Raw genomic sequence first — 26,391 nt, forward strand, 5'->3', positions numbered from 1 at the left:
GCTTCCGCCATGTTCCATTTGAGTTTCTCGAACCGCTTCGAAATCCTGCTCGACAGCCTGCTCGAACGCCTCGGCGCCGAGCAACTGGGGCCGTTCGGCCAGCGCCAGGTGGTGGTGCCGAGCAGCGCGCTACGGCGCAAGGTCGAACTGGCGATGGCCGACCGTGAGGGCATTTGCGCCAACCTCGGTTTCGACTATCTCGCCCAGTGGCTGTGGCGGCAGATCCGCCTCGTCGTGCCGGTGCCGGAACGTTCGCCCTTCGCGGTCGGGACGCTGGCCTGGCGCATCCACGGCCTGCTCGATCCGGCGCATGAAGCCAATGCCTGGCTGGCCGGCCATCCACGGCTGGCGCGCTATCTCGAGCGCGCAGACGCGCGCATGCGCTTCGAGCTGGCCGAGCGCATCGCGCAGGTCTTCGACCATTACCTGACCTATCGTCCCCAATGGCTCGAAACCTGGGCGGGCAGGCGCGGCTCGGTGCTCGACGCCGGCGCTTCGGCGGCCGAGCGCGAGGACGAGGCCTGGCAGGCCGAGCTCTGGAGCCGCATCCACGAAGGCCTGGCGCTGGGCCAGGAACATCCGGCGCGGACCTTCCTGCGCCGCGTCACGGCGATGTCGGGAGAGGAACTGGCCGCCGCCGGCCTGCCCGCGTCGGTGCATGTGTTCGGCCTGCCGGCGCTGCCGCCGCTTTATCTCGACATGCTGCGCGAGTTGGCGCGCGTGGTCGAGGTGCGGCTGTACGTGCTCAATCCCTGCAGTGAATTCTGGTTCGACATCGTCGATGCGCGCCGTCTGTCCTGGCTCGCCGCGCGGCAGCAGGACATGTTCTTCGAAACCGGCAACAGCCTGCTCGCGGCCTGGGGCAAGCAGACGCGCGCCCACATCGGCCTGCTGTTCGAAGGCGAGCATGCGGTGGAGGAGGAAGCCGTCTTCGCTCCCCACCCCGGCCGCCACCTGCTGGCGCGGCTGCAGAACGCCATCCTCGGCCTGCAGCAGCTCGAACCGGCCAGCATCCGGCTGGCGGCGAGCGACCGCAGCATCGAAGTGCAGGTCTGCCATTCACGCACGCGCGAACTCGAAGTGCTGCACGACCGCCTGCTCGGCCTGTTCAAGGCCGGCGCCGGCACGCCGGAGGCGCTGCAGCCGGCGGACGTCGTGGTGCTGACGCCCGATCTCGAAAGCACCGCGCCGCTGATCGAAGCGGTGTTCGGCACCGTGCCGCGCGAACGGCACATTCCCTGGCGCATCACCGGTCTCGGCGGCAGGCAGGACAATCCCGTCGCCAGGGTGCTCGACCGGGCGCTGCAGCTCGCGGTCGGCCGCTTTCCCGCCAGCCAGGTGTTCGATCTGCTGCAGCAGGTGCCGGTGGCAGCGCGCTTCGGCCTCGACGACGCGGCGCTGGAAACGATCCACGACTGGATGCGCGAAGCCGGTGTGCGCTGGGGGCTGGAAGCCGGTGGCAGCGACGATGGCGTGCTGCGGCCCGTCGGCCACACGCTGGAGGACGGCCTGCACCGCCTGTTCCTCGCCTGGGCGGCGGGCGATGCCGCGCAGCGCGCCACTTTCGCCGGCCATGTCGGCGCGGCGGCGCCGGAAGGCCATGCTGCGCTCGCGCTCGGCGGCTTCTGGCGCTACGTCGACAGCCTGCGCGCGATGCGCGACGAGCTGCAGCAGGCGCATGACGGCGAAGGCTGGCGCCGGGTGCTTTATGCCGTGCTGGAGCGCCTGGTCGATGACAGCGCCGAGCACGCCGACGCCCTGCGCGAGGTTCGCGCCGCCATCGCCGCGCTGGCCGACGACATCGCCACGGCCGGCTGCGACGCCGAGCTTGCGCTCGACGTGGTGCATCCCGCGCTGGCCGCGCGGCTCGACGACCCTGCGCGCGGCGCCGTGCCCGGCGGCACGGTCACCTTCTCCGCGCTGTCGGCCTTGCGCGGCCTGCCGTACCGCGTCGTCTGCCTGATCGGCCTGGACCAGGGCGCCTTCCCCGGCAGCGACCGCCCGGCCGAGTTCGACCTGATGAGCGCCCGCCCGCAGGCCGGCGACCGCCAGCGCCGCCTCGACGACCGCAACCTCTTCCTCGATCTGGTCCTGTCGGCGCGCGAGGTGCTGCATCTGTCCTATGTCGGCCGCAGCGTGCGCGACGGCTCGGCGCTGCCGCCGTCGGTGCTGGTCGATGAGCTGCTTGACACCCTGGCCGGCGCCTGCGCCGCCGAAGCCGGCGACCCCCAGGCCGTGGCGCAAGCGCGTGAGCGCCTGCTCCTTCATCATCCGCTGCAGGCCTTTGCTGCCGACTATTTCGTCGCCGCCGGGCGCAATGATGCGCGGCTGGCGAGCTTCAACGAGGACTACGCCAGGGTGCTCGCCAGCCGGCTTGAGGCCGGCATGCAGCCGGTGGCGATCGACGTGGAAGAGGCGCTGGAGGAGGGTGACGATGTCGAGGACGACGGAAACGTGGCCGCGCCCACGCCGGCCACGCCCTTCTTCGTGTTGCCATTGCCGCCGCCCGAAGCCGTCTGGCGCGAAGTGGACCTGCAGCAACTGACGCGTTTCTTTTCCCACCCCGGGCGCTATCTGCTGCGCGAGCGGCTGGGGCTGGCGCTGCCCGAAGCCGAAGCCGAACTCGACGACGTCGAGCCGATGCTGCCCGACTGGCCGGCATCCCAGGCGCTGGCGCGGCGCCTGCTGCCGGTGCTGCTCGGGCCGGAGGAGGATGCGTGCGAAGCGTCCGCGCTGTGGGCGCTCGCCCGTGCCGGCGGTGAATATCCGGCCGGCCGCCTGGGCGAGGGCGCGCTCGAACGCGAACTCGGCAGCCTGTGTGCCTTCGCCCGCCGCCTGCAGATCCAGGCGGAGCCGGCGCTGCCGCCGCACGTCGCACGCGTCGAGGTCCGCTTCGACGGCGAGACCTGGACCCTGTCCGCGGCCTTTGCCGACCTGCGTCCCGATGGCCTGCTGTTCGCGCGCTACGACGACACCCGCGCCGCCGATTGTCTGGGCGCGTGGCTTGCCCATCTGCTGCTGTGTGCGGATCCCGCCCCCGGCGTGGCGGCGCGCACGCGCGGCCTGTCGCGCGACGGCGGCTTCGCCTTCCGGCCCTTGGTCCGGGCGCAGGCGCGGGAGGAATTGCACGCGCTGCTCGCGCTCTACCGCGAAGGCCTGGTCCGGCCGCTGCATTTCTTCCCCAAGTCTGCCTGGGCCTGCATGAGCAGCGGCGGCAAGGACAGCGAGGCAATGAAGAAATGGGGCGGCGGCATGCGGCCGGAGTTCGGCGAAGCCAACGATCCGGCCTGGCGTCTGGTGCTCAGGGGCGAGCAGGGGCTGCCCGGCGAGCGCTTCTTCGAACTTGCGCGCCAGGTGCTGGGGCCGCTGTTCGAGCACCTCGAGGACGCCTGACCGGACCGATGCCATGCCGCTGACACTTGCCGAACCCGTCCATAGCGAACTGATCATCAAGAAGAGCCGCTTCATCGGCTGCGTGCAGCCGATGGCCGACCGCGCCAGCGCGCAGAAGGTGGTGGCCGGCCTGTGGGCCGAGCATCCGGGTGCCCGCCACGTCTGCTGGGCCTTGCTCGCGAGCGGGCAGTCGGCGGCGGTGGATGACGGCGAACCCAGCGGCACCGCCGGCCGGCCGATGCTGGACGTGCTGCGCCACCAGGATCTGGAAGGCGTGCTCGCCACCGTGGTGCGCTATTTCGGCGGTATCAAGCTGGGCGCGGGCGGGCTGGTGCGCGCCTATACAGATAGCGTCGCCCAGGCCTTGCTGACTGCGACCAAGGTGCCGATCGTGCGCCTGCGGACGCTCGGCTGCACCGTGCCCTACGCGCAGGAAGGCATGCTGCGCCGCGAGCTGGATGCGGCCGGCGCGGCCCTGCTGGATGTCGCCCACGGCCAGGCGGTGACGCTGCGCTTCGGCTTGGCCGAGGATGCCGCCGCCGGGCTCGTCAGCCGCCTGAACGAGCTGGGACAGGGGCGGCTGCTGTGGCTGGACGAGCAGGAACTGTCGGGCGGAGAGTGAGCCGGGCGTAAAAAAAGCACTGCCCCCTGGCCGGCGCGCCGGCCAGGGGGCAGTCTTGTCCTGCTGTTGCTCGCGAGCCCGCTTATTCTTCCAGCGTGCTGCGCAGCATCCAGGCGGTCTTCTCGTGCACTTCGAGACGCTGGGTCAGCATGTCGGCGGTCGGCTGGTCGTTGGCTTCGTCGACCAGATCGAACAGCGAGCGCGCGGTGCGGGCGGTGGCTTCCTGGGCGATGACGAGGTGGCGGACCATGTCCTCGGCCTTGGGCACGCCGTCGACCTCCTTGATCGAGGTCAGCTTGGCGAACTCCTTGTAGGTGCCCGGTGCCGGGAAGCCCAGCGCGCGGATGCGCTCGGCGATGACGTCGAGCGCGTTCCACTGCTCGGTGTACTGGTCCATGAACATCGCGTGCAGGCTGTTGAACTGCGGGCCGGTGACGTTCCAGTGGAAGTTGTGCGTCATCAGGTACAGCGTGTAGCTGTCGGCCAGAAAGGCGGACAGGCCGGCGACGATCTTCTTGCGCTGATCCTCGGGAATGCCGATGTCGATCGCCGGGGTTTTCGTCTTCTTGCTTGCCATGTGCATGATCTCCTGCATGAAAGAGGATTCGGGGCCGTTCGGCGGCGTGTCGTCCGGCCTGCGATGCAAGTCGGATGTCGCCGTACGCGAATCGGCTGAGCGGTCAGAATACCGCTTAAACGCATCGCTGCGTTTGATTCGGGCGATTGACGCGGACAATCGGTGCACGCCGGCAGGCCGGATGGCCCGGGCACCGTGCTATCGTCGCCTGTCCCCGCCCTCGCTCTCCTTCGTGACGGCTCAATCTTCGACCGCGCCATTTTCACCATGTCCGCAGCTCCGGAACTCGACGTCTTTGATTGCCCGCTGGATGGCATCCGCCTGATCGAGGCCTCGGCCGGCACCGGCAAGACCTGGAACATCTGCGGCCTGTATCTGCGACTGCTGCTGGAGCGGGAGCTGCCGGTCGAAGCCCTGCTGGTCGTCACCTTCACCAAGGCGGCGACCGCCGAGCTGTCCGGCCGCATCCGCGAGCGCATCGTCGAAACCCTGCGCGTGCTCGACGGCGCGGCGGCGGGCGACGACCCCTTCGTGCCGCAACTGCTCGACACGCTGCGGGCGCGCGGCCTCGACGATGCGCGGATGAGCGTGCGCCTGCGCCACGCGCTGCAGACTTTCGACGAAGCAGCGATCTTCACTATCCACGGCTTCTGCCAGCGCGCGCTGGCCGACACGCCTTTCGCCGCCGGCCTGCCTTATGCGCTGGAACTGGTCGAGGACGACAACGCGCTGCGGCTGGAAGTGGCGCAGGACTTCTGGCGGCGCGAAGTCGCGGGCAGCGCGCTGCCGCCGCTGCTGGCGGACGAACTGCTGAACCGGGGCGACTGCCCCGTAAGCTGGGCCGGCATCCTGCAGCGCCACATGGGCCGGCCCTGCGCCCGCGCACTGTGGGACGAGGGCACGGACGGCGGCGAAGGCGCGGCCGTGCTGCCGGCGGCCGAGGCGCGGTTGCGGCAGGCCTATGCCGCAGCACGTGCGCTGGCGGCGAGGCTGGACGAAGCCGTCGCCTGCGTGAATGGCGCGCTCGACGGCCTCAACGGCACGCGCTACAAGCCACAGGCGATCGAGACCGCGGCCGACCAATGGGCCGGCTGGCTGGCGGCGGACGATCCCTTGCAGCCGATTGCTGGCGAGCACGGCGACAAGTTGAGACTGTTCGCCGCCGAGGCGCTGAAGCAAGGCATCACCGCCGCCGGCAGCAGGAAGGGCATCGCCGCGCCGTGCCATCCTTTCTTCGATGCCGCCGGCGAACTGCTGGCGGCGCGGGCGGAAGTCGATGCCCTGCTGGCGACCGCCCGGCTGAGCCTGCTGCGGCGCTTCGTCGACACGGCTGCGGACGAGTTGCGCCGGCGCAAGGCCGAACGCCGCCAGATCGGCTTCGACGACATCCTGTGGAACGCTCACCAGGCCTTGCATGCGGGTGGGCAGCCCTGGCTGGCGGCGGCGCTGCACACGCGCTACCCGGTGGCGCTGATCGACGAGTTCCAGGACACCGATCCGCTGCAGTTCGGCATCTTCGACCGCATCTATCGCGGCGAAGGCCGCCACGGCAGCCTGTTCCTGGTCGGCGACCCCAAGCAGGCGATCTACAGCTTCCGCAGCGCCGACCTGCACACCTATCTCGCCGCGCGCGAGCGTACCGATGCGCGCTATACGCTGCGCCACAACCAGCGTTCGGCGCCGGCGCTGATCGAAGCCTGCAACCAGCTGTTCGGCGCCAACCCGGCGGTGTTCATGATGGACGGGCTGGACTACGTGCGCGTCGGCGCCGGCAGCCGGCCGCGCAAGCCGCTGGTGGATGCCACGGCGCCGGCCGACGGGGTCCCGCCGCTGCAGCTGTGGCGCATCCCGCGCGACGACACCCAGGCCGACAGCGACGAGGGCGGCGGCACCCGGCTGCCGCGCGAACAGGCGCTGCAGCGCGCCGCACGCGCCTGCGCGGCCGAGATCGCGCGCCTGCTGGCGGCTGGCGCTGCCGGGCAGGTCTGCATCGGCGAGCGGCCGCTGGCGCCTGCCGACATCGCCGTGCTGGTGCGCAGCCATGGCCAGGGCGCGCGCATGCGCCGCGCGCTGGCGGCGGTCGGCGTCGGCAGCGTGGAGCTGTCGCAGGCCAGCGTGTTCCATACCGACGATGCCGAAGAACTGGAGCGGGTACTGCTGGCGATCGCCGAGCCGCTGCGCGAGCGCCGCGTCAAGGCGGCATTGGCGACGACGGCAATGGGCTTCGACGCCTCGGCGCTGGCCCGCCTGGCCGACGACGAAGGCGCGCTGCTCGACAAGCTCGACGCCTTCGTGCGCTGGCGCGAGATCTGGCTGTCGCGTGGCTTCGGCGTGATGCTGCGGCAGTGGCTGAGCGACGAGGGTGTCGCCGCCCGCCTGCTCGGCCGCCCGGATGGCGAACGCCGACTGACCAACCTGATGCATCTGGCCGAACTGCTGCAGCAGATCGCCGGCGACGCCGCACCCGAAGTCCTGCTGCGCACGCTGGCCACGCAGCGCCGCGACGGCAGCAGTGGCGACGCAGCCCAGTTGCGGCTGGAGTCCGACCGCAATCTGGTGCAGATCGTCACCATCCACCGGGCGAAAGGGCTGGAATACGGCATCGTGTTCTGCCCCTTCCTGTTCGACGGCCACGCCGGCGGCCGCAGCGAAGGCCCGATGCGCGCCTGGCACGACGACAGCGGTCAACTGGTGCTCGACTACCGCCAGGCGGCAGCGCAGGACGAAGCGATCAAGGCCCGCCTGCGCCGCGAACGCCAGGCCGAGGATCTGCGCCTGATCTACGTCGCGCTGACGCGCGCGGTGCACCGCTGCTACCTGGTGGTGGGCTGCTATGCCAAACGCGGGAAGACCATCAGCCATACCGAGAGCGTGCGCAGCCTGCTCAACTGGATGGTGGCCGGCGCCGGCACGGCTGCCGATGCCTGGGCCGGCTACAGGTCGACGCCGATGGACATCGAGGCCCGCTGGCGCGCGCTTGCCGGCGCCTGCCTGTACGAGGGCAAGCCGGTCATGCAGTGGTCGGACCTGCCGGACGGGTACGGCGAAGCACTCGCTCCGGCCGGCGGTGCCGGCCAGCGGCCGCGCGCGCTGCGGCCGTCGGTGGTGCCGGCCGGCTGGCGCATCGGCAGCTTCAGCGCGCTGATCGCCGGCGCGGCCCGAGGCCAGGTGGCGCTGGAGCAGGCCGCGCTGGACCACGACGCCAACGCGCTGGATGGCGGCGAGCTGGCGGCGCTGACCGGCCTGGCTGCCGGCGCGGACGCGTTGCCGGCGCCTGCGCCGGCGGACGACGACATCCTGCGCTTTCCGCGCGGCCCGGTGGCCGGCGACTGCATGCATGCGCTGTTCGAGCAGATCGACTTCACCGACCATAGCGGCTGGGAGCAGGCCATCACCGCCGCGCTCGCCGCCCATCCGCAGCGGGCGCCGGCCGGCTCGGCGGCCCTGTCGCGGATGCTGCGCCGCATGCTCGCGGACGTGGTGGCCACGCCGCTGCTGGTGGAGCCTCCGGGCGCCGGACTGCGCCTGGACAGCGTGCCGCGCACGCACCGGCTGGTCGAGTTGGGTTTCCACCTGCCCGCGCCGCGGCTGACGGCAGCGCAGCTCGACGGCTGGCTCGCGGCGCGGGGCTACCGCGTGCCCAGGCTGTCCTTCCGGGAACTCGACGGCTACCTGAAAGGCTTCATCGACCTGGTGTTCGAGCACGACGGCCGCTACTGGCTGCTCGACTGGAAGTCCAACCACCTCGGCGACCGTCCGCAGGACTATGCGCCCGCCGGCCTCGAAGCGGCGATGCAGGCGCACGGCTACCACCTGCAGCACCTGATCTACGGCGTGGCGCTGCACCGCCACCTCGGCCGCAGCCTGCCGGACTACGACTACGAGCGCCATTTCGGCGGCGCGCTCTACCTGTTCGTGCGCGGCGTGCGTCCGGGCTGGCAGCTCGATGGCCGGCCGGCCGGCGTGTTCCACCACCGCTGCCCGCGCAAGGTGCTCGAAGAGCTCGATGCGCTGCTGGCCGGCAGGGCCGAAGCGGCCATCGTGGAGCCGGCATGAACGATCTCGCCGAAGGCTTCGCCCGCCACCTCCTGGCCTGGGCCGACACGCTGCAGGCGCCGGCCGGGAGCCGCGCCGTGCTGGCTTCGGCCGCACGTCGGCTGGCGTTCGCCACCAGCGCCGGCCACGTCTGCATGCCGCTCGCGGTGCTTGCCGGCCCGGCGGACGGCGCATTCGCCGACGCCGAAAGCAGCCTGGAGGAGCCGTCCGCGCCGATGACGGATGCGGCTGAAGCCCTGGACGGTCTGCCGCCGGGCAGCGATGCCCCGCCCGGGGCGGAAGCCGATGCTGCCGCCCGGCTCGAACGGCTGCGCGGCGCGCTGCGTGCCAGCGGCGTGGTCGTCGGCGTGGCGCAGGCGGTCGGCGGCGCATCGGCGCATCCGCTGGTGCTCGACGACGAGGACCGCCTCTATCTGCGCCGCCATTTCGACCAGGAGCGCGGGCTGGCCGCGGCCCTGGTGGCGCGTGCCCGGTCCGCGGAGACGGTGGAAGCACCGGGTGCCGAACAACGGGCGCTGCTGGACAGCCTGTTTCCGCCGCGCGCCGCAGCCGCGCCCGACTGGCAGAAGCTTGCCGTCGCGCTGGCGCTGCAAGGCCGGCTGACGGTGATCAGCGGCGGGCCGGGCACCGGCAAGACCACCACCGTCGCGGCCTTGCTCGCCTGCCTGCTCGAATACGAACCGGGCCTGCGCATCGCGCTGGCCGCGCCGACCGGCAAGGCCGCCGCGCGCATGCTCGAAGCCCTGCGCCGGCGTGCGCAGGCGCTGCCGGCCGGACTCGCGACCAGGCTGCCGACCGAGGCCTTCACCGTGCATCGCCTGCTCGGCGTCACGCCGGAGGCCGGCCGTTTCCGCCACCATGCCGGCAAGCCGCTGGCGGTGGATGTGCTGGTGGTGGACGAGGCCTCGATGCTGGACCTGGCGCTGGCCGCCCGCCTGGTGGATGCGCTGCCGCCGGCGGCACGGTTGGTGCTGCTCGGCGACAAGGACCAGCTCGCCGCCGTCGAAGCCGGCGCGGTGTTCGCCGAACTGTCGGCGCAGCGCAGCTTTTCTGCCGCCATGCGCGCCCGCCTGGCGCAGATCGACCCGGCGGTCGATACCGGGGCGGTCCACACCGCGGCGGTCGATACCGGGGCGGTTGATACCGCAGCGGTCCACACTGCAGCGGCCGAAGCCGACCTGCAGCAGGACGAAGGTGAGGATGACGAAGCAGGAGAGGGCGCAGCCGCACTGGCCGATTGCGTCGTCTGGCTGACGGAAAGCCATCGCTTCCGCGCCGACTCCGGCATCGGCCGGCTGGCGGCCGACATCCGCGCCGGCCGTGGTCAAGCCGCGCTCGCCTGGCTGGCGGCCGGCGGCGACGAATCGGCGTGCTGGATCGAGGATGGCGGTGAACGTCCGGGGGCCGAAGCGCTGGCGCGCATCGAAGCGGGTTATGGACCTTATTTCGCGCTGTTGCGGGCCGGCCTGGGGGCAGGCCCAGGTGGGGCTTCGGCGAAACCGGCGAGCATGGCTGCGGCCGCTCGCGCGCCCGATGTCGCCGCCGCGATGCACGCTTTCGAGCGTTTCCGCGTGCTCGTCGCGGTGCGCGACGGCAGCCGCGGGCTGGTCGCGCTGAACGCCCATCTCGAAGCCCGGCTGCGCGCCGCCCTCGGCCTGGCGCCGGACCGCAGCGCCGCCGGGCGCTGGTATCCGGGGCGGCCGGTCATCGTGCTTGCCAACGACTACCGCCTCGGCCTCTTCAACGGTGACGTCGGCCTGTGCCTGCCCGACGAGCAGGGCGTGCTGCGGGTGTTCTTCCCGGCGGCCGAAGGCGGCTTCCGCCCTGTTCCGCCGCTGCGCCTGCCGGCCCACGACACCGCTTTCGCGCTGACGGTGCACAAGAGCCAGGGTTCGGAATTCGATGAGGTGCTGCTGATGCTGCCGGCCCAGCCGCTGCGGGTGCTGACGCGCGAACTGATCTATACCGGTGTCACCCGTGCCGCGAGGCGGGTGACTGTGGCCGGCGCCGGCGAGGTCTTCGTCGCCGGCTGCGCGGCACGCACGCTGCGCGCCTCGGGATTGCGCGCGCGCATGAGGGAGGTCGTCGAGCCATGAGCCGTCGCATCCGCAAATCGCCGCTGGCCCGTGCGCTGCAGCGCGCGACGACTTCGATGACGCGCAAGGCGCTCGCCGCGGGGACGCGGGCGGTGGGCAAGGCCGTCGCGCAGACGGTCGACGCGATCGCCGCGCCGCATCGGCCGCCGCCCGGTGCGGGGGACTGGATCGCCGGCCAGGCGCTCGGTCCGGCAGGCGTGCGCCGCTTCCATCTGTTCCGGCCGCCCGGCATTCGCAATGACGAGCGCCGGCCGCTGCTGGTGATGCTGCATGGCTGCGGGCAGACGGCGGCGCAGTTCGCCCACAGCACGCGGATGAACCGCATCGCCCGGCGCGAGCGCTTGCTGGTGCTGTATCCCGAGCAGGATCGCACGGCGAATCCGCAGGGCTGCTGGAACTGGTACGACACCCGCAGCCGCCACGCCGATGCCGAGGCGGCGACGCTGATGGCGGCGATCGACCAGGTCTGCCTGCTCTACCCGGCGGATCGCGGAGCCGTCGCGCTGGCCGGTATTTCGGCCGGTGCGAGCATGGCCGCGCTGCTGGCGGAGCGCCACCCCGATCGTTTCGCCGCGGTGGCCATGCACTGCGGCGTGCCGCCGGGCAGCGCCCATTCGGCCGCCACCGCGTTGGCGGCGATGGGCGGGCGGCGCACGGCGAAAGCGGATCTGGCGCCGGATGGCGGGCTGCCGCCGCTGCTGGTGATCCACGGCCAGGCCGATCGCGTGGTCGCACCGGCCAACGGACGTGCCGCGGCCGAGCTGTGGGCGGCCGCTTCGGGCGCACGGGCCGGCGAGCCGCGCCGCATGCAGCGCGGCGCGCGGCGGCCGATGACGGTCACCGATTACCGCGCAGGGCGCCGGCTCGTCGCGCAACTCGTCGAGGTCGAAGGGCTCGGCCATGCCTGGAGCGGCGGCGACGCGCGCCAGCTGTTCAGCGACCCGCAGGGGCCGGATGCGTCGGGCATGGTGTGGCGTTTCGTCGCCGCGTCCTTGAAGCGCCGGGCGGCCACGCAAACGTGACGCGACGCACGCCGCGGCGTGCGGGCGCTCGCTTGGCGTAACCTGGGGATGCGATCATGTCGGCCCCGAATCTCATCTGGATGCCTTCATGACCGACAAGTCCCTGCTCCGCGCCCGCAACTTTCCTTCCGCCGAGGACGAAGCCCGCGCAGCGCAGCCGCACGGCCGCTACGACGGCCCCGGCAGCTCGTTCCGCATGGCTTTCACCGACACCGATTTCCTGCTGCGCGAGGAACTGCGGCCGGTGCGCCTGCAGCTCGAACTGCTGAAGCCCGAGCTGATCCAGCAGGAGCAGGGAGTGGAATCGACCGTGGTGGTGTTCGGCAGTGCCCGCTTCAAGGCGCCCGAGGTGGCTGCGGCGATGCTGGTCGAGGCACGTGCCGGCGGCGACGAAGAGGCGATCCGCAGGGCCGAGCAGATGGTCAGGAATGCGCGCTGGTACGAGGAAGCGCGCCGCTTCGCCGAACTGGTGACGCGCGAATCCGGAGCACTCGGCGAGCCGGTCATCGTCGCCACCGGCGGCGGCCCGGGCATCATGGAAGCCGGCAACCGCGGCGCCCACGAGGCCGGCGGGCGCAGCATGGGCATGAGCATCTTCCTGCCTTTCGAGGAGGCGCCGAACCCCTACATCACGCCCGAGCTGTGCTTCCAGTTCCACTATTTCGCCATCCGCAAGATGCATTTCCTGATGCGCGCGGTGGCGTTGGTCAGCTTCCCGGGCGGGCTGGGCACGCTGGACGAGCTGTTCGAAGTGCTGACGCTGACGCAGACCGGCAAGATCCGGCGCCGGCCGATCGTGCTGATCGGGCGCGAATTCTGGCAGAAGCTGATCGATTTCGACGTGCTGGTCGAGCACGGCGTGATCAGCCCCAAGGACAAGGAGCTGTTCCACTACGCCGAGACGGCCGAAGAGGCCTGGGACGTGATCAAGGCCGCTTACCAGGGCGACAACCCCGCGCTGGTGGCACGGCAGGTGAGAGGGAACTGAGAGGCATCGGGTGTTCTGCCGGCCACGTGCCGGCTGCGGCATCGCTGAACGTCCGGCGCGCCGGCCTGCGCGGGGTGGGTTTCAGGTCTTGCCCTTCGGTGCGCGTCCGCCGTCTTCCAGCAGGTAGTCGCGCAGCGCAACGGCGTTGTTGTGCTCGGTGTCGTGTGCGGCGTAGAGCAGCGTCAGCACCGGCTGGGCGGCAGCCAGTTCGCGCAGCGTCGCCAGCGCCTCGGCGGCTTCGCCGTGGCCAAGCTCCTCGGCGTAGCGGCGGCGGAACTCGTCCCAGTGTGCCGGATCGTGGTTGAACCAGTGGCGCAGCTCGGTCGATGGCGCCAGCTCGCGCAGCCAGTGGTCCAGCGCCGCGGCTTCCTTGCGCAGGCCGCGCGGCCACAGCCGATCGACCAGCACGCGGCAGCCGTCGTCGGGCGAGGGCGGTTCGTAGATTCGCTGAATGCGGATGTCCATGTCCTTGGCCTCGTACATGAAACGGGAACGACGTGTGCTCTCCGTTCAGTATAGGCAGGGCTGGGCCGATATCAGGACTTGGAGAGCGCGCGGGCCAGGCGAGAGGGATTGCTGCGGCAGTCGAGTACCCGTCAGACCTGGATCAGGTTTCCGTCCAGGCGATAGTAGATGGCGAAAGGGAAGCGTTTTGCCAGGCTGCGGTAGTAGCCGAAATGCCGTTCATGCACGCCGGCATGCAGCAGCAGCGCATCGATGTCCGAAAACAGGCTGTCGAGAAAGTAGTCGGCGCCGGCTTCAATGGAGTGTGGCGATGATACCTGTTTGAGCAAGGATTCGACTGTCTGCCGCCCGGGCGTGGTTCCTCGAGTATTGGCAATGGCGCTTCATTTCTCCCCGTCCCGCAGCCGGCTTGGTAACATCGCCGCCCATGTCAGCCGAACCCACATTCCTGCCCGCATCCGGCCAGTACGGCCTCGGTCTGCGTGACGTCGCCGCGCTCGGCCAGGTGTTCACGCCGGCACCGGTGGTGCGCGTCATGCTGGCGCTGCGCCGCAACGGCGGGCGGGTGCTGGAGCCGTCCTGCGGCGACGGCGCCTTCCTGCGCCATCTGCCCGGCGCAGTGGGGCTGGAGCTGGACCCGGATCACTGTCCGCCCGGTGCGCGGGTGCTGGATTTCTTCGCTTATCCGGTGCATGAGCAGTTCGACACCATCATCGGCAATCCGCCCTACGTCCGCTTTCAGGACATTCCGGCGGGCACGCGCGAACTGATCACGCGTGGCCACCATGGGCGCTGCCTGGACGGGCGCTCCAACCTGTACCTGTTCTTCATCGAGAAATGCCTGCGCCACCTGAAGCCGGGCGGCGAGCTGATCTTCATCACGCCGCGTGACTTCCTGAAGACGACCTCGGCGGTGAAGCTGAACCGCCTGCTGGCGGAGGCGGGCAGCATCACCGATGCGATCTCGCTCGGCGATGCGCGGGTGTTCGACGATGCCTTGCCGAACTGCCTGATCTGGCGCTTCGAGAAAGGCCGCCATGAGCACGCGATGCGTTATTGCGAGATCGGCGTCGACGACGAGCTCGATGTCGCGCTCGCGGCACCGGCCTGGCAGCCGCGCCATTTCGTCGAGCGCGCAGGGCACCTGATGTTCGCCCGCGAGGACTACCCGCTGCGGCTGTCACAAGTGGCTTTCGTCAAGGTCGGCGCGGTATCCGGCGCGGACGAACTGTATGCCGACGCGGAGCAGGGCAACCGCGAGTTCGTCTGTTCATCCACCGTCAGCACCGGCCGCACCCGGCGCATGATCTGGCCCGAGCCGGGCGAGCCGCCGCCTGCTGTGCTGCTGCCGCACAAGGTCCGCCTGCTGCAGCGCAAGGTGACGAACTTCGACGAGTCGAACTGGTGGATGTGGGGGCGCATGCACCACCGCAGCGAGCGCCCGCGGGTGTATGTGAATGGCCGGACGCGGGTCGCGCGGCCGTTCTTCGTCCATGACTGCAAGGACTACGACGGCGCGGTGATGGCGGTGTTTCCGCATCGCGAGGACGTCGACCTCGAGGCCTTCCGCGATGCGCTCAATGCGGTGGATTGGGCCGACCTCGGCTTCGTCTGCGACGGCCGCTTCCTGTTCACCCAGCGCAGCCTGGAGAACGCGCCGCTGCCGGCGTCCTTCGCCGCCTTCCTGCCGCAGGGCTAGCTGGCAGCCTTCGTGCGGGGCTGCCTAATCTTCGTCATTCCGAGCGCCACTCGTGCTTTGCAGATGGAACTCGTGCAGCTTGGCCCGTTGCAGCGTCTTGTCTGGCACCGGGCCTGCCATTCATCGGTCTGGTTGCGCTGCTGCGATCGACTCAAGCGCATCCTCGTGGGCATCGGACCGCCGCGAACCTTCTGTCTGTTGTCCGGGTATGCAGATGGGGCCATGTTGCAGCGGTTCTTGGCGTGAAACAGGGAGGAACGGATGACGGACACCAGAGACCAAGGGCTTGCCGCCCGGCTGCGCACCACCTTGCAAGGTCTGGATGACAGCTCGATCCTGCGCTGCTTCGATCTGACGCTGTGGTTTGGCACGCGTTACGCCGCGGCCTGCGAGCTGCCCGGCCCCATCCATCTCGTGCTCGACAACAGCCTGATCCAGGCCTTCAAGCACCGCCAGACGAATGCCAAACGCGCCATCGATGCCCTGGCTTTCGAGAATTTCTGCGTCTTCGTGCGCGACTGGAGCGACCGCGAAAGCCATCTGGCGCTGTCGCCGATGGCGGTCTTCGAGCACATTGGGCGGCGTCTGCCCGATTCGGCCGCCGAGGTCGAGCGAATTCTCGCCGACCTGCGGCAATTGCTGGCTGCTACCGGACTACGCATCGTGCCGTTGGGATTCGAGACCCCGGGCCGCCTGTTCGAGCGCCTGCACGATATTGCCCGCGACGAATCCTTTCTGACGCGTTTCGTCGATGAGGTCGACAAAACGGACTGGTGCATCGATCTGCGTGCGCCACTGGGTGTGAAGATTCCCATGAGCAAAGCCTGGGAGACCTTGCCGGAGCATCTGCCCTTGCGTTACTTCGATCCTTGGTACGTGCGCTTCGTACTCTCCGCCCGTATCGAACGTCACATCATCGAGCAATGCCGTAGCCGCGACCCCGCCCCCATCGGTAGCGGGCGGCTATCCGAGACCCTGGCCGGGCTCAACCCCTTCGGACGCAATGGCCTGCTCAAGGGCCTGGGCGACATCGACTTGCTGCAGATCTGCGACATCAACCGGCAGTACCAGCAGAAACCCGGCCATGTGCTGGCAGGCCAGACTCTGGATCGGGATCTGGCCGACATCCTGAGCCGGCGGCACGTCTATCACGTCCATGCCGGCGTCGAAGCAGGCGATCCGCAGCAAGAGCAGAGAATCAAGGAAATGGTCGGATTGATGTTCGGCCGTCCCTTTGCCGAAGAGGAAGAACGGGGCAAGCGGATTCGGGAGCAGTTGTCGGATTTTGCGCGGCGGCTCGCGCAGAGCTGCAAGGAAGCCGCCTCATCCTGAAGCGGCGGCATCTGCTGAAAACACTTCGCAAGTGCGCTTGGCGTCAATGCGAACGTAGTACATCCAGGTCGGCGCGGTTGCGCTCGTCGGTGTAGGGCTCGCCGGCCAGCGGCGGGTTGGCGGCGTGGCACTGCACCAGCACGTTCGACAGTGGCCGGTCGCGGAACAGCACTTCGACCGCGCAGGGGCCGTACTCGGCCTGGATGCTCGCCAGCAGGTTGCGCGCATAAGGCGTGGCCAGCTTGGTGTCGAGGATCAGGTTGGCGATCAGGTGGCCGTCTTCCTTCAGCGCCTGGCGCGTGGTGCGCCAGAACTCGCGCGTCACCAGGTGGGCGGGGATGCTGGTGAGCGCGCTGTAGACGTCCACCACCACCGCATCGTAGCGCTCGGTGCTGTCGCGCACGAAGGCGCGGGCGTCGGCGACGATGAATTCGCCGCGCACCGGCTCGCGCAGGAAGTCGCGTTCGGCGATGTCCTTGATCGCCGGATCGATGTCGACATAGGTGTAGTGGTTGAGCGGCTCGCGGTGCGACAGCGTGAAGCCGCCGGCGCCCAGCACCAGCACGCGGCGCTCGCGGAAGGCCAGTTCGTCCAGCAGCAGCGTGCGCAGGCGCTGGATGTAGCGCGCGTATTGCGGCGGCTCGGTATTGTCGATGATCGACGCGGCCGAGTTGTTGACCCAGAACACGCGCGGATTGTCGAAGCCGTCGAGCGTGGTCGGTGCCACGCGGTAGGTGGCGTAGGCGGTCTCGGTCTGCTGCGGCAGCACCAGGTTGGCGGCGAGCGCGGCGCCGGCGACGAGGGCGGACAGCAGCATCGCGTAGTGGCGGGCGTGGCCGGCCTCGCTCAGCAGCGGCACCAGCACCAGCAGCAGGGCGGTGCAGATCAGCACCGCGGCACCCACGCCCAGCCACTGCATCACCAGCATCGACAGCGAAACCGCGCCGAGGAAGGAGCCGAGCGTGGACCAGTACAGCGCCGCGCCGCTGCGTTCGCCGGCGCGCGCATGGCGCAGCAGGTTGGTCAGGATCGGCACCGTCTGGCCGAGCAGCCAGGCCACCGGGCACAGGATGCCGCCGATCAGCGCGAACCAGGCCAGCGGCGCCGGCTGCAGGTGGGTGAACAGCAGCTCGGCCACCGGCCCGGACAGCCCGACCGCGATCAGCACCGCGGCGGCGAGGAAGTTGTGCCGCACCCGCGCCAGGTAGTTGCCGGCGACGCGGCCGCCGGCCTGGTAGCCGAGCGCCAGTGCGAGCAGGAAGAAGCCGATCGTCGGCGCGGTGACGGTGATCGCGCTGCCCACGTGCGGCACCAGCCGGCGCAGGGCGACGATCTCGGCGCCGAGCGAGACGAAGCCTTCGACGAAGACCAGGGCGAACAGCAGTGTATTGGCGAGCGGCGGTCCGCCGGCGGGATCGGGGGCGAGGTCGGATCGTTCGGCTGCAGCGGGCATCGGGCTCGTCGTGGCGGGTGGTTGGGGGGATGGTATCGCGTGCGGCTACTGCCGCGTCACGATGCGCGCGGTGAAGATTCCCGGCAGCACCAGCAGCGCGATGCCGAGCGTGGCGTAGCGCGCCGCATCGGCGATGGATTCGCCGCCTGCCGCCATCAGCGTGCCGCCGAGGGCGGAGGTGATCGACAGCGCGATGAGCTGCGTGGTCGAGATCGCCGCCGCGGCCTTGCCGCCTTCGGCAGCGTCCTGCGTGCTGCTCATCGCGGCGACGCCGAGCAGCGGCCAGGCGAGGCCGATGCCGGTACCGGCGACGGCGAGCAGTAGCGCCCAGACGGCGACGATCGACGGCCCGGCGCCGTCGGTCTGCAGCAGGCCATAGCCGGTCAGCGCCGCTGCAAGCAGCAGCGGGCCGAGGCGGATGGCGCGGCGGCGGGTGGTATCGGAACGCACCGAGACGATGAACAACTGGGCACAGGTCCAGGCCAGCGACAGTACCGCGCCGAGCAGGCCGGCGAGCAGGGGGCTCAGGCCGGCCAGCCGTTGCGCGAACAGCGGAATGAAGTTTTCCATCACCACGCCGGCGCTCAGCGCGGCGACGGTCAGGTTGACCCATTTCAGCGTGTTGCCGCGCTGGTAGGCGAGGGCGGGCAGGATGGTGTGCCGGGAACGGCGCTCCACGGCGATGAAAAGCCCGAGTAGGGCGAGGCCGATGCCGATCGCGGCCAGCGCCGGCCAGCCCATCGGCAGCACGGCGCTGAGGCTGATCGCGAGCGTGGCGAGGATGAGGACGAACAGCGAAACCGCAGGCACCGGCGCACGATGTCCGGAGCCGGCCGAGCCGGCGAAGGAGTGCCGCACCACGGCCGCCAGCAGTAGCGCCACGGCGGCCAGCGCGGCGTAGGACGCGCGCCACAGGCCCAGCTCCGCGAACAGGCCGCCGAGCGCGGGGCCGAACAGCGTGCCCACGCCCCACATCGCGGAGACGACGCCGGCCGCCCGCGCCCAGTGCCTGGCCGGCAGCGCGGTGCGGATCACCGCATAACCGAGCCCGACCAGCAGGCCGCCGCCCAGGCCCTGGATCGCGCGGCTGGCGATCAGCAGCGCCATCGTCGGGCTTGCCGCATTGCCCATGGCGCCGACGAAGAAGATGCTGAAGGCGATCAGGTAGGCGGCAGCCGAGCCTTTCCAGTCGAGGATGCGGCTGACCGACAGCGAGCCGACGATGGCCGAGACCACGAAGGCCGTCGTCACCCAGGCGTAGTAGGCCTGGCCGCCGATGTCCTCGACGATCGACGGCATCAGCGCGGCGGTGAAGTAGAGGTTCATCGCGTACAGCAGCACGCCGCTCGCCATCACCAGCACGCTGGCGAGATGGCGCCCGGACAGCAGGTCGGCCCAGCCGTCGGCGTGGGCCGCGGTACTGTCCGCGGGTTCGGCCGGCCGGGCCGGCGATGGGGATTGGCTCATCGGGGATTCTTTCAGGAGGCGCTGCTGGCGGCGCCGAACCCGTGATTCTGCCGCCATCCGTCCCGGAGGTGGTGTGCGCCGGTGATGCCAGCCACGGTGGAATCCGCTACCCTGCGGCCTGTTCCGATTTCACGCGCATTGCGCCAAGCAGCCATGGCCCAGCCCAATCTCAAGCAACGCAAGACTTTCGCCATGATCCGCGTGATGGGCGGCATGGTCGCCGCCCTGTACCTGAGCTTCGTCGTCGTCGCCAACGTGCTGGAAGGCGTGCCGCTGGAAGGCAGCCTGTTGTTCTCCGCGCTGGTCGCGGTGGCGGGCTATGGCTATGCCGCCTGGTATCTGCGCGAACTGTCGGCGATCGCCCGCGAGGAGCGTGGCACGCGGTAGCAGGCACGCGGTAGCGACGCGCACAGACAGGCACGCGCCGAACGCTGGTGCCGCCGTTGCAGGGCGGAGGGGGCGGTTCCATAATCATCGCCTTTCTTTCCGTACACGCCTGATCATGGGTCTGTCTGCCGCCGATCTCGACGAAAACGGCCTCAAGATCGGCATTTCCCCCGAGCACTTCCGCACGGTGGCGATGCCCTTGCTGTTCGACCACCTCGAAGCCCAGTGCGAAGGCACGGTGGCGGTCAACCGCCAGGCGCGCATCGTGTGGATGAGCGCCAAGTATGCCCACAAGCTCGGCATCGACGACCCCGACGCTGTCCTCGGTCGCGACATCGAGGAAGTGCTGCCGGCCAGCCGGCTGCGCGAGGTGGTGGAAAGCGGCCAGCCCAGCCTGCTCGACCTGATGCCTTTCGGCGACGAGCATTTCGTCGTCACCCGCATTCCGTTGCGCGACGATGGCGGCCTGGTGGTGGGGGCATTGGGCTACGTGCTGTTCGACCGCGCCCGCCACCTCAAGCCATTGATGGAGAAGTACGGCCGGCTGCAGGCGCGGCTGGCCGAAGCCGAGCGTGCGCTGCTGCAGGTGCGGCGGGCGCGCTACACCATCGCCAACTTCATTGGCACCAGCGCGGTGGCCGGCGAGATCAAGCGCCAGGCGCGCCGCGCGGCCAAATTCGACGCCACGGTGCTGCTGCGCGGCGAGACCGGCACCGGCAAGGAACTGCTGGCGCAGGGCATCCACAATCTGTCGGCACGCGCCGCCGGACCTTTCGTCGCGGTGAACATGGCGGCGATACCGGACAACCTGGTCGAAGCCGAGCTGTTCGGCACCGCGCCCGGCGCCTATACCGGCGCCGACCGCAAGGCGCGAGTCGGCAAGTTCGAGCTTGCCAACGGCGGCACGCTGTTCCTCGACGAAATCGGCGACCTGTCGCTGCCGCTGCAGGTCAAGCTGCTGCGCGTATTGCAGGAGCAGCAGGTCGAGCCGCTGGGCTCGAACCAGGTGCGCGCGCTCGACGTGCGTGTGATCGCCGCGACCCACGTCGATCTCGAGGCCCGCGTCGCCGCCGGCGCCTTCCGCGCCGACCTGTTCTACCGCCTCAACGTGCTCGGCCTGCGCGTGCCCAGCCTGCGCGAGCGCCACGAGGACATTCCGGCGCTGGTCGACTACCTGCTCGACGACATCGCCGCACGCTCCGGCCTGCGCCGGCTGGAATTGGGCGACGACGCCTTCGCCCTGCTCGCGACCCAGCCCTGGCCGGGCAATGTGCGCCAGTTGCGCAATCTGCTCGAGCGTGCCCAGCTCAGCGCCGACGACGGCCCGCTGGGGGCGGCCGCGCTCGTCGGCCTGCTCGGCGAGACGGCGGCATCGATGCAGCGGCCGGCGCACCAGCCGCGCGCCGGCGCCGGGGCGGAAGGAGGTGGTGCAGGGGGCGAGGAGGCCGACGCTGCAGCCGGGGCCGGCGGCGCGGTGGAGCCGCTCGCCGACAGCCTGGCGCGCGCCGAGCGCAGTGCCCTGCTCGCCGCCCTGCACGCTTGTGCGGGCAACCGGCGGCTGACCGCCAGCCGGCTCGGCATCTCGCGTGCCGGGCTGTACGCCAAGCTGCAGCAATACGGCATCGCCCGCTGAAGCCGGGCTGCCGGCGCGCATGTCCAGAATCGTGGACGCACCGGATTATAGTGTACAGAAAAATGGACATGTCTTGAATTCAGGACCATTCCGCCATGCATGGATGATGCGGATCCATTCATGACGAAAGAGAATAAACAGATTCGATAATCCAATAAATGTGCGGCTTTGCACGCACATCATGCCCCCTCCTGGTGCATCGGCACGTGCCTGCCCGTCAGGCTGGCACGTGCCTTGCGAAGGCTGCGGCACTGCGGCCGCGGCCGTGGCCTACATCCAAAACCACCAGGAGGAGAAGCCCCATGGGCACCCTAGGCATTCTGTTGTCTCTCGTACTGCTGATGTATCTCGCCTACCGCGGCCTCAGCGTGCTGCTGCTGGCGCCGCTGCTGGCGCTGCTGGCCGTGCTGATGTCGGGCGAGGCCGCGCTGCTGCTGCCGACCTACACCCAGGTCTTCATGAAGGCGATGGGCGGCTACGTGATCCAGTTCTTTCCGCTGTTCCTGCTCGGTGCGCTGTTCGGCAAGCTGATGGACGACTCCGGCTCGGCGCGTGCGATCGCCCATGCCATCGTCGCCAAGGTCGGCAGCGAACGGGCGATCCTCGCCATCGTGCTCGCCTGCGGCATCCTGACCTATGGCGGCGTGTCCTTGTTCGTCGTCGCCTTCGCCGTCTATCCGATCGGCGCCGCGCTGTTCCGCGAGGCGGGCATTCCGAAGCGGCTGATCCCGGCGGCGATCGCGCTCGGCTCCTTCACCTTCACGATGACCGCGCTGCCGGGCACGCCGGCGATCCAGAACGCCATCCCCGCTCCCTTCTTCGGCACCGATTCCTTCGCCGCGCCCGGCCTCGGCCTGATCGGCGGCGTGATCATGTTCGTGCTCGGCTCGTGGTGGCTGAGCGGCCAGGCGCGCAAGCTGATGGCCGCCGGTGAAGGCTACGGCCAGCATTCGGGCGAGCCCGAAGGCGGCGACGACCGCCCGCTGCCCGGCTTCTGGCTGGCGTTGCTGCCGATCCTCGTCGTGATCTGCCTGAACTTCCTGATGGCCAAGCAGGTGCTGCCCGGCATGGACACCAGCTATCTGGCCAGGCCCGAGTTCGGCGGCCTGCAGGATGCGCGCTCGCTGATCGGCATCTGGTCGATCATCGTCGCGCTCGCCGCCGCCGTGATGCTGCTGGTGCTGATGCACTGGAAGCGATGGGCCAACCTGATGAAGACCGTCAACGAAGGCTCCTTCGGCTCGATGCTGCCGATCCTCAATACCGCGACCGAAGTCGGCTACGGCACCGTGATCGCCTCGCTGGCCGGTTTCGTCATCATCCGCGACCTGGTGCTCGGCATCGCGCCGGGCAATCCGCTGATCTCCGAGGCGGTGGCGGTCAACGTGCTGGCCGGCATCACCGGTTCGGCCTCCGGCGGCATGTCGATCGCGCTGCAGACGCTGGGCGCGGAGTATCTCGCCATGGCCAATGCCGCCGGCATCAGCCCGGAACTGCTGCACCGCGTCGCGGCGATGGCTTCCGGCTGCATGGACACGCTGCCGCACAACGGCGCGGTGATCTCGCTGCTCGCCATCTGCAGGCTCACCCACCGCGAATCCTACGGCCACATCTTCATGAGCGTGGTGGTGTTCCCGCTCATGGCGCTGGCCGTCGTGATCACGCTCGGCACCCTGTTCGGCAGCTTCTGATCCCATCCGCGGAGGAGACGAGACATGTCCATCGTTCGCCACCCCATGGCGGCTTCACTGCGGGCTTCCGATACCGGCAAGCTGGTTTCAGCCCGCGAGGCGGTACGCCTGATCCGCTCGGGCGACACGATCGCCACCGGCGGCTTCGTCGGCATCGGCTTTCCGGAAAGCATCGCCATCGCGCTGGAGCAGCGCTTTCTCGAAAGCGAGGCCGCCGACGGCGCCGGCCACGGCGGGCCGCGCAATCTCACGCTGGTCTATGCCGCCGGCCAGGGCGACGGCAGGGAGCGCGGCCTCAACCACCTCGGCCACGAAGGGCTGGTCGGCAGCGTCGTCGGCGGCCACTGGGGGCTGGTGCCCAAGCTGCAGCGGCTCGCGGTCGACAACCGCATCGAGGCCTGGAACCTGCCCCAGGGCGTCATCTCGCACCTGTTCCGCGACATCGCCGCCGGCAAGCCCGGCACGCTGACGCGGGTCGGGCTGGGGACGTTCGTCGATCCGCGCTTCGGCGGCGGCCGGCTCAACCAGCGCACCACCGCCGAGCGCGTGCGCCTGCTCGAGATCGATGGCGAGGAATACCTGTTCTACAAGGCCTTCCCGATCCACGTCGGCATCATCCGCGGCACCACCGCCGATGCCGACGGCAACATCACGATGGAAAAGGAGGCGCTGACGCTGGAGGCGCGTGCCATCGCGATGGCCGCGCGCAATTCCGGCGGCATCGTCATCTCCCAGGTCGAGCGCGTCGCCGAGCGCGGCTCGCTGAACCCGCGCCAGGTGCAGGTGCCCGGCGTGCTGGTCGATTGCGTGGTGGTCGCGGAGCGGCCGGAGCACCACATGCAGACCTACAGCGAGCAATACAACCCCGCGTTTTCCGGCGAACTCCGCGTGCCGATGTCGGCGATCGCCGGCATGGGCATGAGCGAGCGCAAGATCATCGCCCGCCGCGCGGCGATGGAGCTGCAGGCCGACGCGGTGGTGAACCTGGGCATCGGCATGCCCGAAGGCGTGGCCAGCGTCGCCGCCGAGGAGCAGGTCATCGACCTGCTCACGCTCACCGCCGAGCCCGGCGTGATCGGCGGCATTCCGGCCGGCGGGCTGAGCTTCGGCGCGGCGGTCAATACCCAGGCGATCATCGACCAGCCCAGCCAGTTCGACTTCTACGACGGCGGCGGGCTGGACATCGCCTTTCTCGGCCTGGCGCAGGCCGACCGCGAAGGCAATCTCAACGTCTCGCGCTTCGGTTCGCGGCTGGCCGGCGCGGGCGGTTTCATCAACATCTCGCAGAACGCCAAGAAGGTGGTCTTCGTCGGCACCTTCACCGCCGGTGCGCTGCAGGTGGCGGTGGAGGACGGCCGCCTGCGCATCGCGCAGGAGGGCAGCGCGCGGAAGTTCGTCGCCGAAGTCGAGCACCGCACCTTCAGCGGCCCGCAGGCGGTCAAGTGGCAGCAGGACGTGCTCTACGTCACCGAGCGCTGCGTGTTCCGGCTGTGCGCGGAAGGGCTGGAGCTGATCGAGATCGCGCCCGGCGTGGACCTGCAGCGCGACATCCTCGCCCACATGGACTTCGCCCCGGTCATCAAGCGCCCGCCGGCGCTGATGGATGCGCGCATCTTCGCCGACGAGGCGATGGGCCTGCGGCGGGACCTGCTCGAGATTCCGCTCGAGCAGCGCCTGTCCTACGACGCCGAGCAGGAACTGTTCTTCGTGAACTTCGAAGGCCTCGCGGTGCGTACCGAAGCCGACATCGCCCGCATCGAGCGCGCGGTCGAGGCCGCGCTTGCCGCGGTGGGGCGGCACGTCGATGCGATCGTCAACTACGACCGCTTCTCCATCGTGCCCGAGCTCGTCGACGCCTACGTCGGCATGGTCAAGGGCCTGATGGCGCGCCACTACCGCTCGGTGACGCGCTACACCGCGAACAGCTTCCTGCGCATGAAGCTCGGCGAGGCGATGGAGAAGCACCAGATCGCGCCGCACATCTACGGCAGCGCCGCGGAGGCGCAGGACCGCGTTCGCGGCGGCAACTGAGCGCCTGCGGCCGGACGCGCTGCCGCGTGCCGGCCGGATGAAGCGCTGTCGCAGCGGCTGCCTCGATGCAGGCCGCTGCGGCAGCGCCTCCGGGCTTCAGCGTCCCGAGCAGTGCCCGCCCGAGGCCGCCTGCCCGCTGCCGAGGGCGAAGGGCGGCGGCTCCAGGCGCACGCCGCGGGTATCGAAGGTGTCCAGCGCCACCAGTGCCAGCACCGCCAGCCAGAACACCGCATTGACGAGGCGGAAGAGCTTCTTGCCGTTCATGGTTCTTCCCCCTCAGCTACCGATGCGGCGTCGGATGCGCACGCCGATGATCGAACCGGCGAAGGCGAGCGCGAACCACACCCAGCCGTGCAGGCTGGCCGAGGCGATGCCGCCCAGGTAGGCGCCGACGTTGCAGCCGAAGGCCATGCGCGAGCTGTAGCCCATCACCAGGCCGGCGACGCAGGCGGCGATCAAGCGGCGGTTCGACGGCAGCCTGAAGTCCGCCGGGCCGTTCCAGCGCGACGCGGCCAGCGCGCCGTAGAGCAGGCCGAGGTTGGTCACCGAGGTGATGTCGGCCAGCAAGGGCTCGGCCAGCCGGGTGGCGTGCGGCTCGACGCCCCAGAAGGGATCGCCGACCGGGCTCCAGCCCAGCGCCGAAGCGATCTTGGCGCCCCATACGCCGATGCCGTAGACGATGCCCCAGGGCTGGCCGGCGACGATCAGGTGCAGGCCGTACAGCGCCGCCAGCAGCAGTGCGCCCAGCCACCAGCGGCGAGCCCAGCGGCTGCCGGCGCGGGCTGTTTCGGCGGCGGGGACGAAGCTCGCCGTGCCGGCGCGCATCACCTGCTGGGCAGCATCCTGCGGCGTCGGGGTCGGTGACGCCGCAGGCTGCGAGGCGGCGGATTGCGCTTGGGCGCGACCGGCCAGCCAGGCCACCAGGCCGCAGCCGGCAACGGTCAGCGCGAGTGCGGTGGGCCAGCCCCAGGCCAGCAGATCCACCGCCGGCAGGCCGCCGAGGGCGATCCAGCCGGGCTGGTGCGAGGCGCCGACGAAGCTGCCGAGGGCGAAGGTCGGCAGCACCGCGAAGGACAGCGGCGCCCCGGCGCCGGCCTTGTACAGCGTGCCGGAGCCGCAGCCGTCGGCCAGTTGCATCGCGGCGCCGAACAGGAAGGCGCCGAGCACCAGGCTGATCGTCAGCGGCGCCACCGCGCCGACCAGTTCGCCGCCGCTGCCGGCGATCAGCGGCAGGCTGACGGCGGCGGCGAGCACCATCAGCAGCATCTGCGCCCACAGTCCCTGCGGGTCGCGGTGTTCGATGAAATCGCGCCAGCCGGTGGTGAAGCCGAAGCGGGCGCCTTGCAGCACCGCGCCGAAACCGATCCCGAGCAGGGTCAGCAGGCCCTGGCGCACGCCGGCGGCGTAAGCCACCGCCAGCACGCCGGCCAGGCCGCCGGCGATCAGCAGCAAACGAAAGAACCAAGGCATCGCAATCAC

Annotated in this window: 19 protein-coding genes; 12 read left to right on the forward strand and 7 right to left on the reverse strand. The window is 70.1% G+C overall.

All coding sequences use genetic code 11. The features are described from left to right. Positions 1–9 precede the first annotated feature (9 nt). Positions 10–3,393, forward strand: a complete 3,384-nt coding sequence (recC, locus tag NX068_RS05900) for an exodeoxyribonuclease V subunit gamma (RefSeq protein WP_263460360.1) — start codon at positions 10–12, stop codon at positions 3,391–3,393. Positions 3,394–3,406: 13 nt separating this feature from the next. Next, positions 3,407–4,015 (forward strand): IMPACT family protein, encoded by a 609-nt coding sequence (locus tag NX068_RS05905; RefSeq protein ID WP_263460361.1) that lies wholly within the window; start codon positions 3,407–3,409, stop codon positions 4,013–4,015. An 82-nt stretch (positions 4,016–4,097) separates the two neighbouring features. Here the strand turns inward: NX068_RS05905 and NX068_RS05910 are convergent, their stop codons facing one another. Continuing rightward, on the reverse strand, positions 4,098–4,592 hold the full coding sequence (locus NX068_RS05910; protein ID WP_263460362.1) for a Dps family protein: 495 nt from the start codon (positions 4,590–4,592) through the stop codon (positions 4,098–4,100). 267 nt (positions 4,593–4,859) lie between these two features. Here NX068_RS05910 and recB point away from each other — a divergent pair, with 267 nt between their 5' ends. The 4 genes from recB (at position 4,860) to NX068_RS05930 (ending at position 12,754) form a co-directional block, all read left to right on the forward strand. Next, positions 4,860–8,648 (forward strand): exodeoxyribonuclease V subunit beta, encoded by a 3,789-nt coding sequence (recB, locus tag NX068_RS05915; protein WP_263460363.1) that lies wholly within the window; start codon positions 4,860–4,862, stop codon positions 8,646–8,648. Further along, positions 8,645–10,744: an exodeoxyribonuclease V subunit alpha gene (gene recD / locus NX068_RS05920; protein WP_263460364.1), complete on the forward strand. Its 2,100-nt coding sequence runs from the start codon at positions 8,645–8,647 to the stop codon at positions 10,742–10,744. Before recB ends, recD begins: the two co-directional genes overlap by 4 nt. After that, complete coding sequence (locus NX068_RS05925; protein ID WP_263460365.1) at positions 10,741–11,766, forward strand: extracellular catalytic domain type 1 short-chain-length polyhydroxyalkanoate depolymerase; 1,026 nt, start codon at positions 10,741–10,743, stop codon at positions 11,764–11,766. Before recD ends, NX068_RS05925 begins: the two co-directional genes overlap by 4 nt. A gap of 88 nt (positions 11,767–11,854) precedes the next feature. Then, on the forward strand, positions 11,855–12,754 hold the full coding sequence (locus tag NX068_RS05930; RefSeq protein ID WP_263460366.1) for an LOG family protein: 900 nt from the start codon (positions 11,855–11,857) through the stop codon (positions 12,752–12,754). 81 nt (positions 12,755–12,835) lie between these two features. On the opposite strand, the gene NX068_RS05935 is transcribed toward NX068_RS05930, so the two are convergent. Beyond that, positions 12,836–13,219 (reverse strand): DUF488 domain-containing protein, encoded by a 384-nt coding sequence (locus NX068_RS05935; RefSeq protein ID WP_263460367.1) that lies wholly within the window; start codon positions 13,217–13,219, stop codon positions 12,836–12,838. A gap of 131 nt (positions 13,220–13,350) precedes the next feature. After that, complete coding sequence (locus tag NX068_RS05940) at positions 13,351–13,548, reverse strand: hypothetical protein (protein ID WP_263460368.1); 198 nt, start codon at positions 13,546–13,548, stop codon at positions 13,351–13,353. Positions 13,549–13,646: 98 nt separating this feature from the next. On the opposite strand from NX068_RS05940, the gene NX068_RS05945 reads away from it, so the two are divergent. Together NX068_RS05945 and NX068_RS05950 are read left to right on the forward strand one after the other, a co-directional pair. Then, positions 13,647–14,918, forward strand: a complete 1,272-nt coding sequence (locus tag NX068_RS05945) for an Eco57I restriction-modification methylase domain-containing protein (protein ID WP_263460369.1) — start codon at positions 13,647–13,649, stop codon at positions 14,916–14,918. A gap of 261 nt (positions 14,919–15,179) precedes the next feature. Continuing rightward, the gene (locus tag NX068_RS05950) at positions 15,180–16,250 is read left to right on the forward strand and encodes a hypothetical protein (RefSeq protein WP_263460370.1); all 1,071 of its coding nucleotides are present in this window, start codon (positions 15,180–15,182) and stop codon (positions 16,248–16,250) included. A 43-nt stretch (positions 16,251–16,293) separates the two neighbouring features. Here the strand turns inward: NX068_RS05950 and NX068_RS05955 are convergent, their stop codons facing one another. Both NX068_RS05955 and NX068_RS05960 read right to left on the reverse strand, forming a co-directional pair. Then, positions 16,294–17,703, reverse strand: coding sequence for a fused MFS/spermidine synthase (locus NX068_RS05955; RefSeq protein WP_263460371.1), 1,410 nt, complete (start codon positions 17,701–17,703; stop codon positions 16,294–16,296). A 45-nt stretch (positions 17,704–17,748) separates the two neighbouring features. Beyond that, positions 17,749–19,170, reverse strand: a complete 1,422-nt coding sequence (locus NX068_RS05960; protein WP_263460372.1) for an MFS transporter — start codon at positions 19,168–19,170, stop codon at positions 17,749–17,751. A gap of 153 nt (positions 19,171–19,323) precedes the next feature. On the opposite strand from NX068_RS05960, the gene NX068_RS05965 reads away from it, so the two are divergent. The 4 genes from NX068_RS05965 to NX068_RS05980 all read left to right on the forward strand — a co-directional run bounded on the left by NX068_RS05965 (position 19,324) and on the right by NX068_RS05980 (position 24,912). Beyond that, positions 19,324–19,557 carry a hypothetical protein gene (locus tag NX068_RS05965; protein ID WP_263460373.1) on the forward strand — a complete coding sequence of 78 codons (234 nt, stop codon included), beginning with the start codon at positions 19,324–19,326 and terminating at the stop codon, positions 19,555–19,557. A 115-nt stretch (positions 19,558–19,672) separates the two neighbouring features. Then, on the forward strand, positions 19,673–21,190 hold the full coding sequence (locus NX068_RS05970; RefSeq protein ID WP_263460374.1) for a sigma-54 interaction domain-containing protein: 1,518 nt from the start codon (positions 19,673–19,675) through the stop codon (positions 21,188–21,190). Between the two features lie 302 nt (positions 21,191–21,492). Continuing rightward, the gene (locus NX068_RS05975) at positions 21,493–22,881 is read left to right on the forward strand and encodes a GntP family permease (RefSeq protein WP_263460375.1); all 1,389 of its coding nucleotides are present in this window, start codon (positions 21,493–21,495) and stop codon (positions 22,879–22,881) included. Positions 22,882–22,905: 24 nt separating this feature from the next. After that, positions 22,906–24,912: an acyl CoA:acetate/3-ketoacid CoA transferase gene (locus NX068_RS05980; protein WP_263460376.1), complete on the forward strand. Its 2,007-nt coding sequence runs from the start codon at positions 22,906–22,908 to the stop codon at positions 24,910–24,912. A gap of 96 nt (positions 24,913–25,008) precedes the next feature. Here NX068_RS05980 and NX068_RS05985 read toward each other — a convergent pair whose 3' ends face one another. Then, entirely contained in the window at positions 25,009–25,176 is a 168-nt protein-coding gene (locus NX068_RS05985; protein ID WP_263460377.1) for a hypothetical protein, read from the reverse strand. Between the two features lie 12 nt (positions 25,177–25,188). Continuing rightward, positions 25,189–26,382 carry a YeeE/YedE family protein gene (locus NX068_RS05990; RefSeq protein ID WP_263460378.1) on the reverse strand — a complete coding sequence of 398 codons (1,194 nt, stop codon included), beginning with the start codon at positions 26,380–26,382 and terminating at the stop codon, positions 25,189–25,191. Positions 26,383–26,391 lie beyond the last annotated feature (9 nt).

It is taken from the genome of Thauera carbonicopians (assembly GCF_025699485.1).
In the GTDB taxonomy this organism is placed as follows: Bacteria; Pseudomonadota; Gammaproteobacteria; order Burkholderiales; family Rhodocyclaceae; genus Thauera.

Bases quoted from the DNA above. Each gene is read 5' to 3' on its own strand.
- recC (WP_263460360.1), top strand. From the start codon at position 10: ATGTTCCATTTGAGTTTCTCGAACCGCTTCGAAATCCTGCTCGACAGC.
- NX068_RS05905 (WP_263460361.1), top strand. From the start codon at position 3,407: ATGCCGCTGACACTTGCCGAACCCGTCCATAGCGAACTGATCATCAAG.
- NX068_RS05910 (WP_263460362.1), bottom strand. From the start codon at position 4,592: ATGGCAAGCAAGAAGACGAAAACCCCGGCGATCGACATCGGCATTCCC.
- recB (WP_263460363.1), top strand. From the start codon at position 4,860: ATGTCCGCAGCTCCGGAACTCGACGTCTTTGATTGCCCGCTGGATGGC.
- recD (WP_263460364.1), top strand. From the start codon at position 8,645: ATGAACGATCTCGCCGAAGGCTTCGCCCGCCACCTCCTGGCCTGGGCC.
- NX068_RS05925 (WP_263460365.1), top strand. From the start codon at position 10,741: ATGAGCCGTCGCATCCGCAAATCGCCGCTGGCCCGTGCGCTGCAGCGC.
- NX068_RS05930 (WP_263460366.1), top strand. From the start codon at position 11,855: ATGACCGACAAGTCCCTGCTCCGCGCCCGCAACTTTCCTTCCGCCGAG.
- NX068_RS05935 (WP_263460367.1), bottom strand. From the start codon at position 13,219: ATGGACATCCGCATTCAGCGAATCTACGAACCGCCCTCGCCCGACGAC.
- NX068_RS05945 (WP_263460369.1), top strand. From the start codon at position 13,647: ATGTCAGCCGAACCCACATTCCTGCCCGCATCCGGCCAGTACGGCCTC.
- NX068_RS05950 (WP_263460370.1), top strand. From the start codon at position 15,180: ATGACGGACACCAGAGACCAAGGGCTTGCCGCCCGGCTGCGCACCACC.
- NX068_RS05955 (WP_263460371.1), bottom strand. From the start codon at position 17,703: ATGCCCGCTGCAGCCGAACGATCCGACCTCGCCCCCGATCCCGCCGGC.
- NX068_RS05960 (WP_263460372.1), bottom strand. From the start codon at position 19,170: ATGAGCCAATCCCCATCGCCGGCCCGGCCGGCCGAACCCGCGGACAGT.
- NX068_RS05965 (WP_263460373.1), top strand. From the start codon at position 19,324: ATGGCCCAGCCCAATCTCAAGCAACGCAAGACTTTCGCCATGATCCGC.
- NX068_RS05970 (WP_263460374.1), top strand. From the start codon at position 19,673: ATGGGTCTGTCTGCCGCCGATCTCGACGAAAACGGCCTCAAGATCGGC.
- NX068_RS05975 (WP_263460375.1), top strand. From the start codon at position 21,493: ATGGGCACCCTAGGCATTCTGTTGTCTCTCGTACTGCTGATGTATCTC.
- NX068_RS05980 (WP_263460376.1), top strand. From the start codon at position 22,906: ATGTCCATCGTTCGCCACCCCATGGCGGCTTCACTGCGGGCTTCCGAT.
- NX068_RS05985 (WP_263460377.1), bottom strand. From the start codon at position 25,176: ATGAACGGCAAGAAGCTCTTCCGCCTCGTCAATGCGGTGTTCTGGCTG.
- NX068_RS05990 (WP_263460378.1), bottom strand. From the start codon at position 26,382: ATGCCTTGGTTCTTTCGTTTGCTGCTGATCGCCGGCGGCCTGGCCGGC.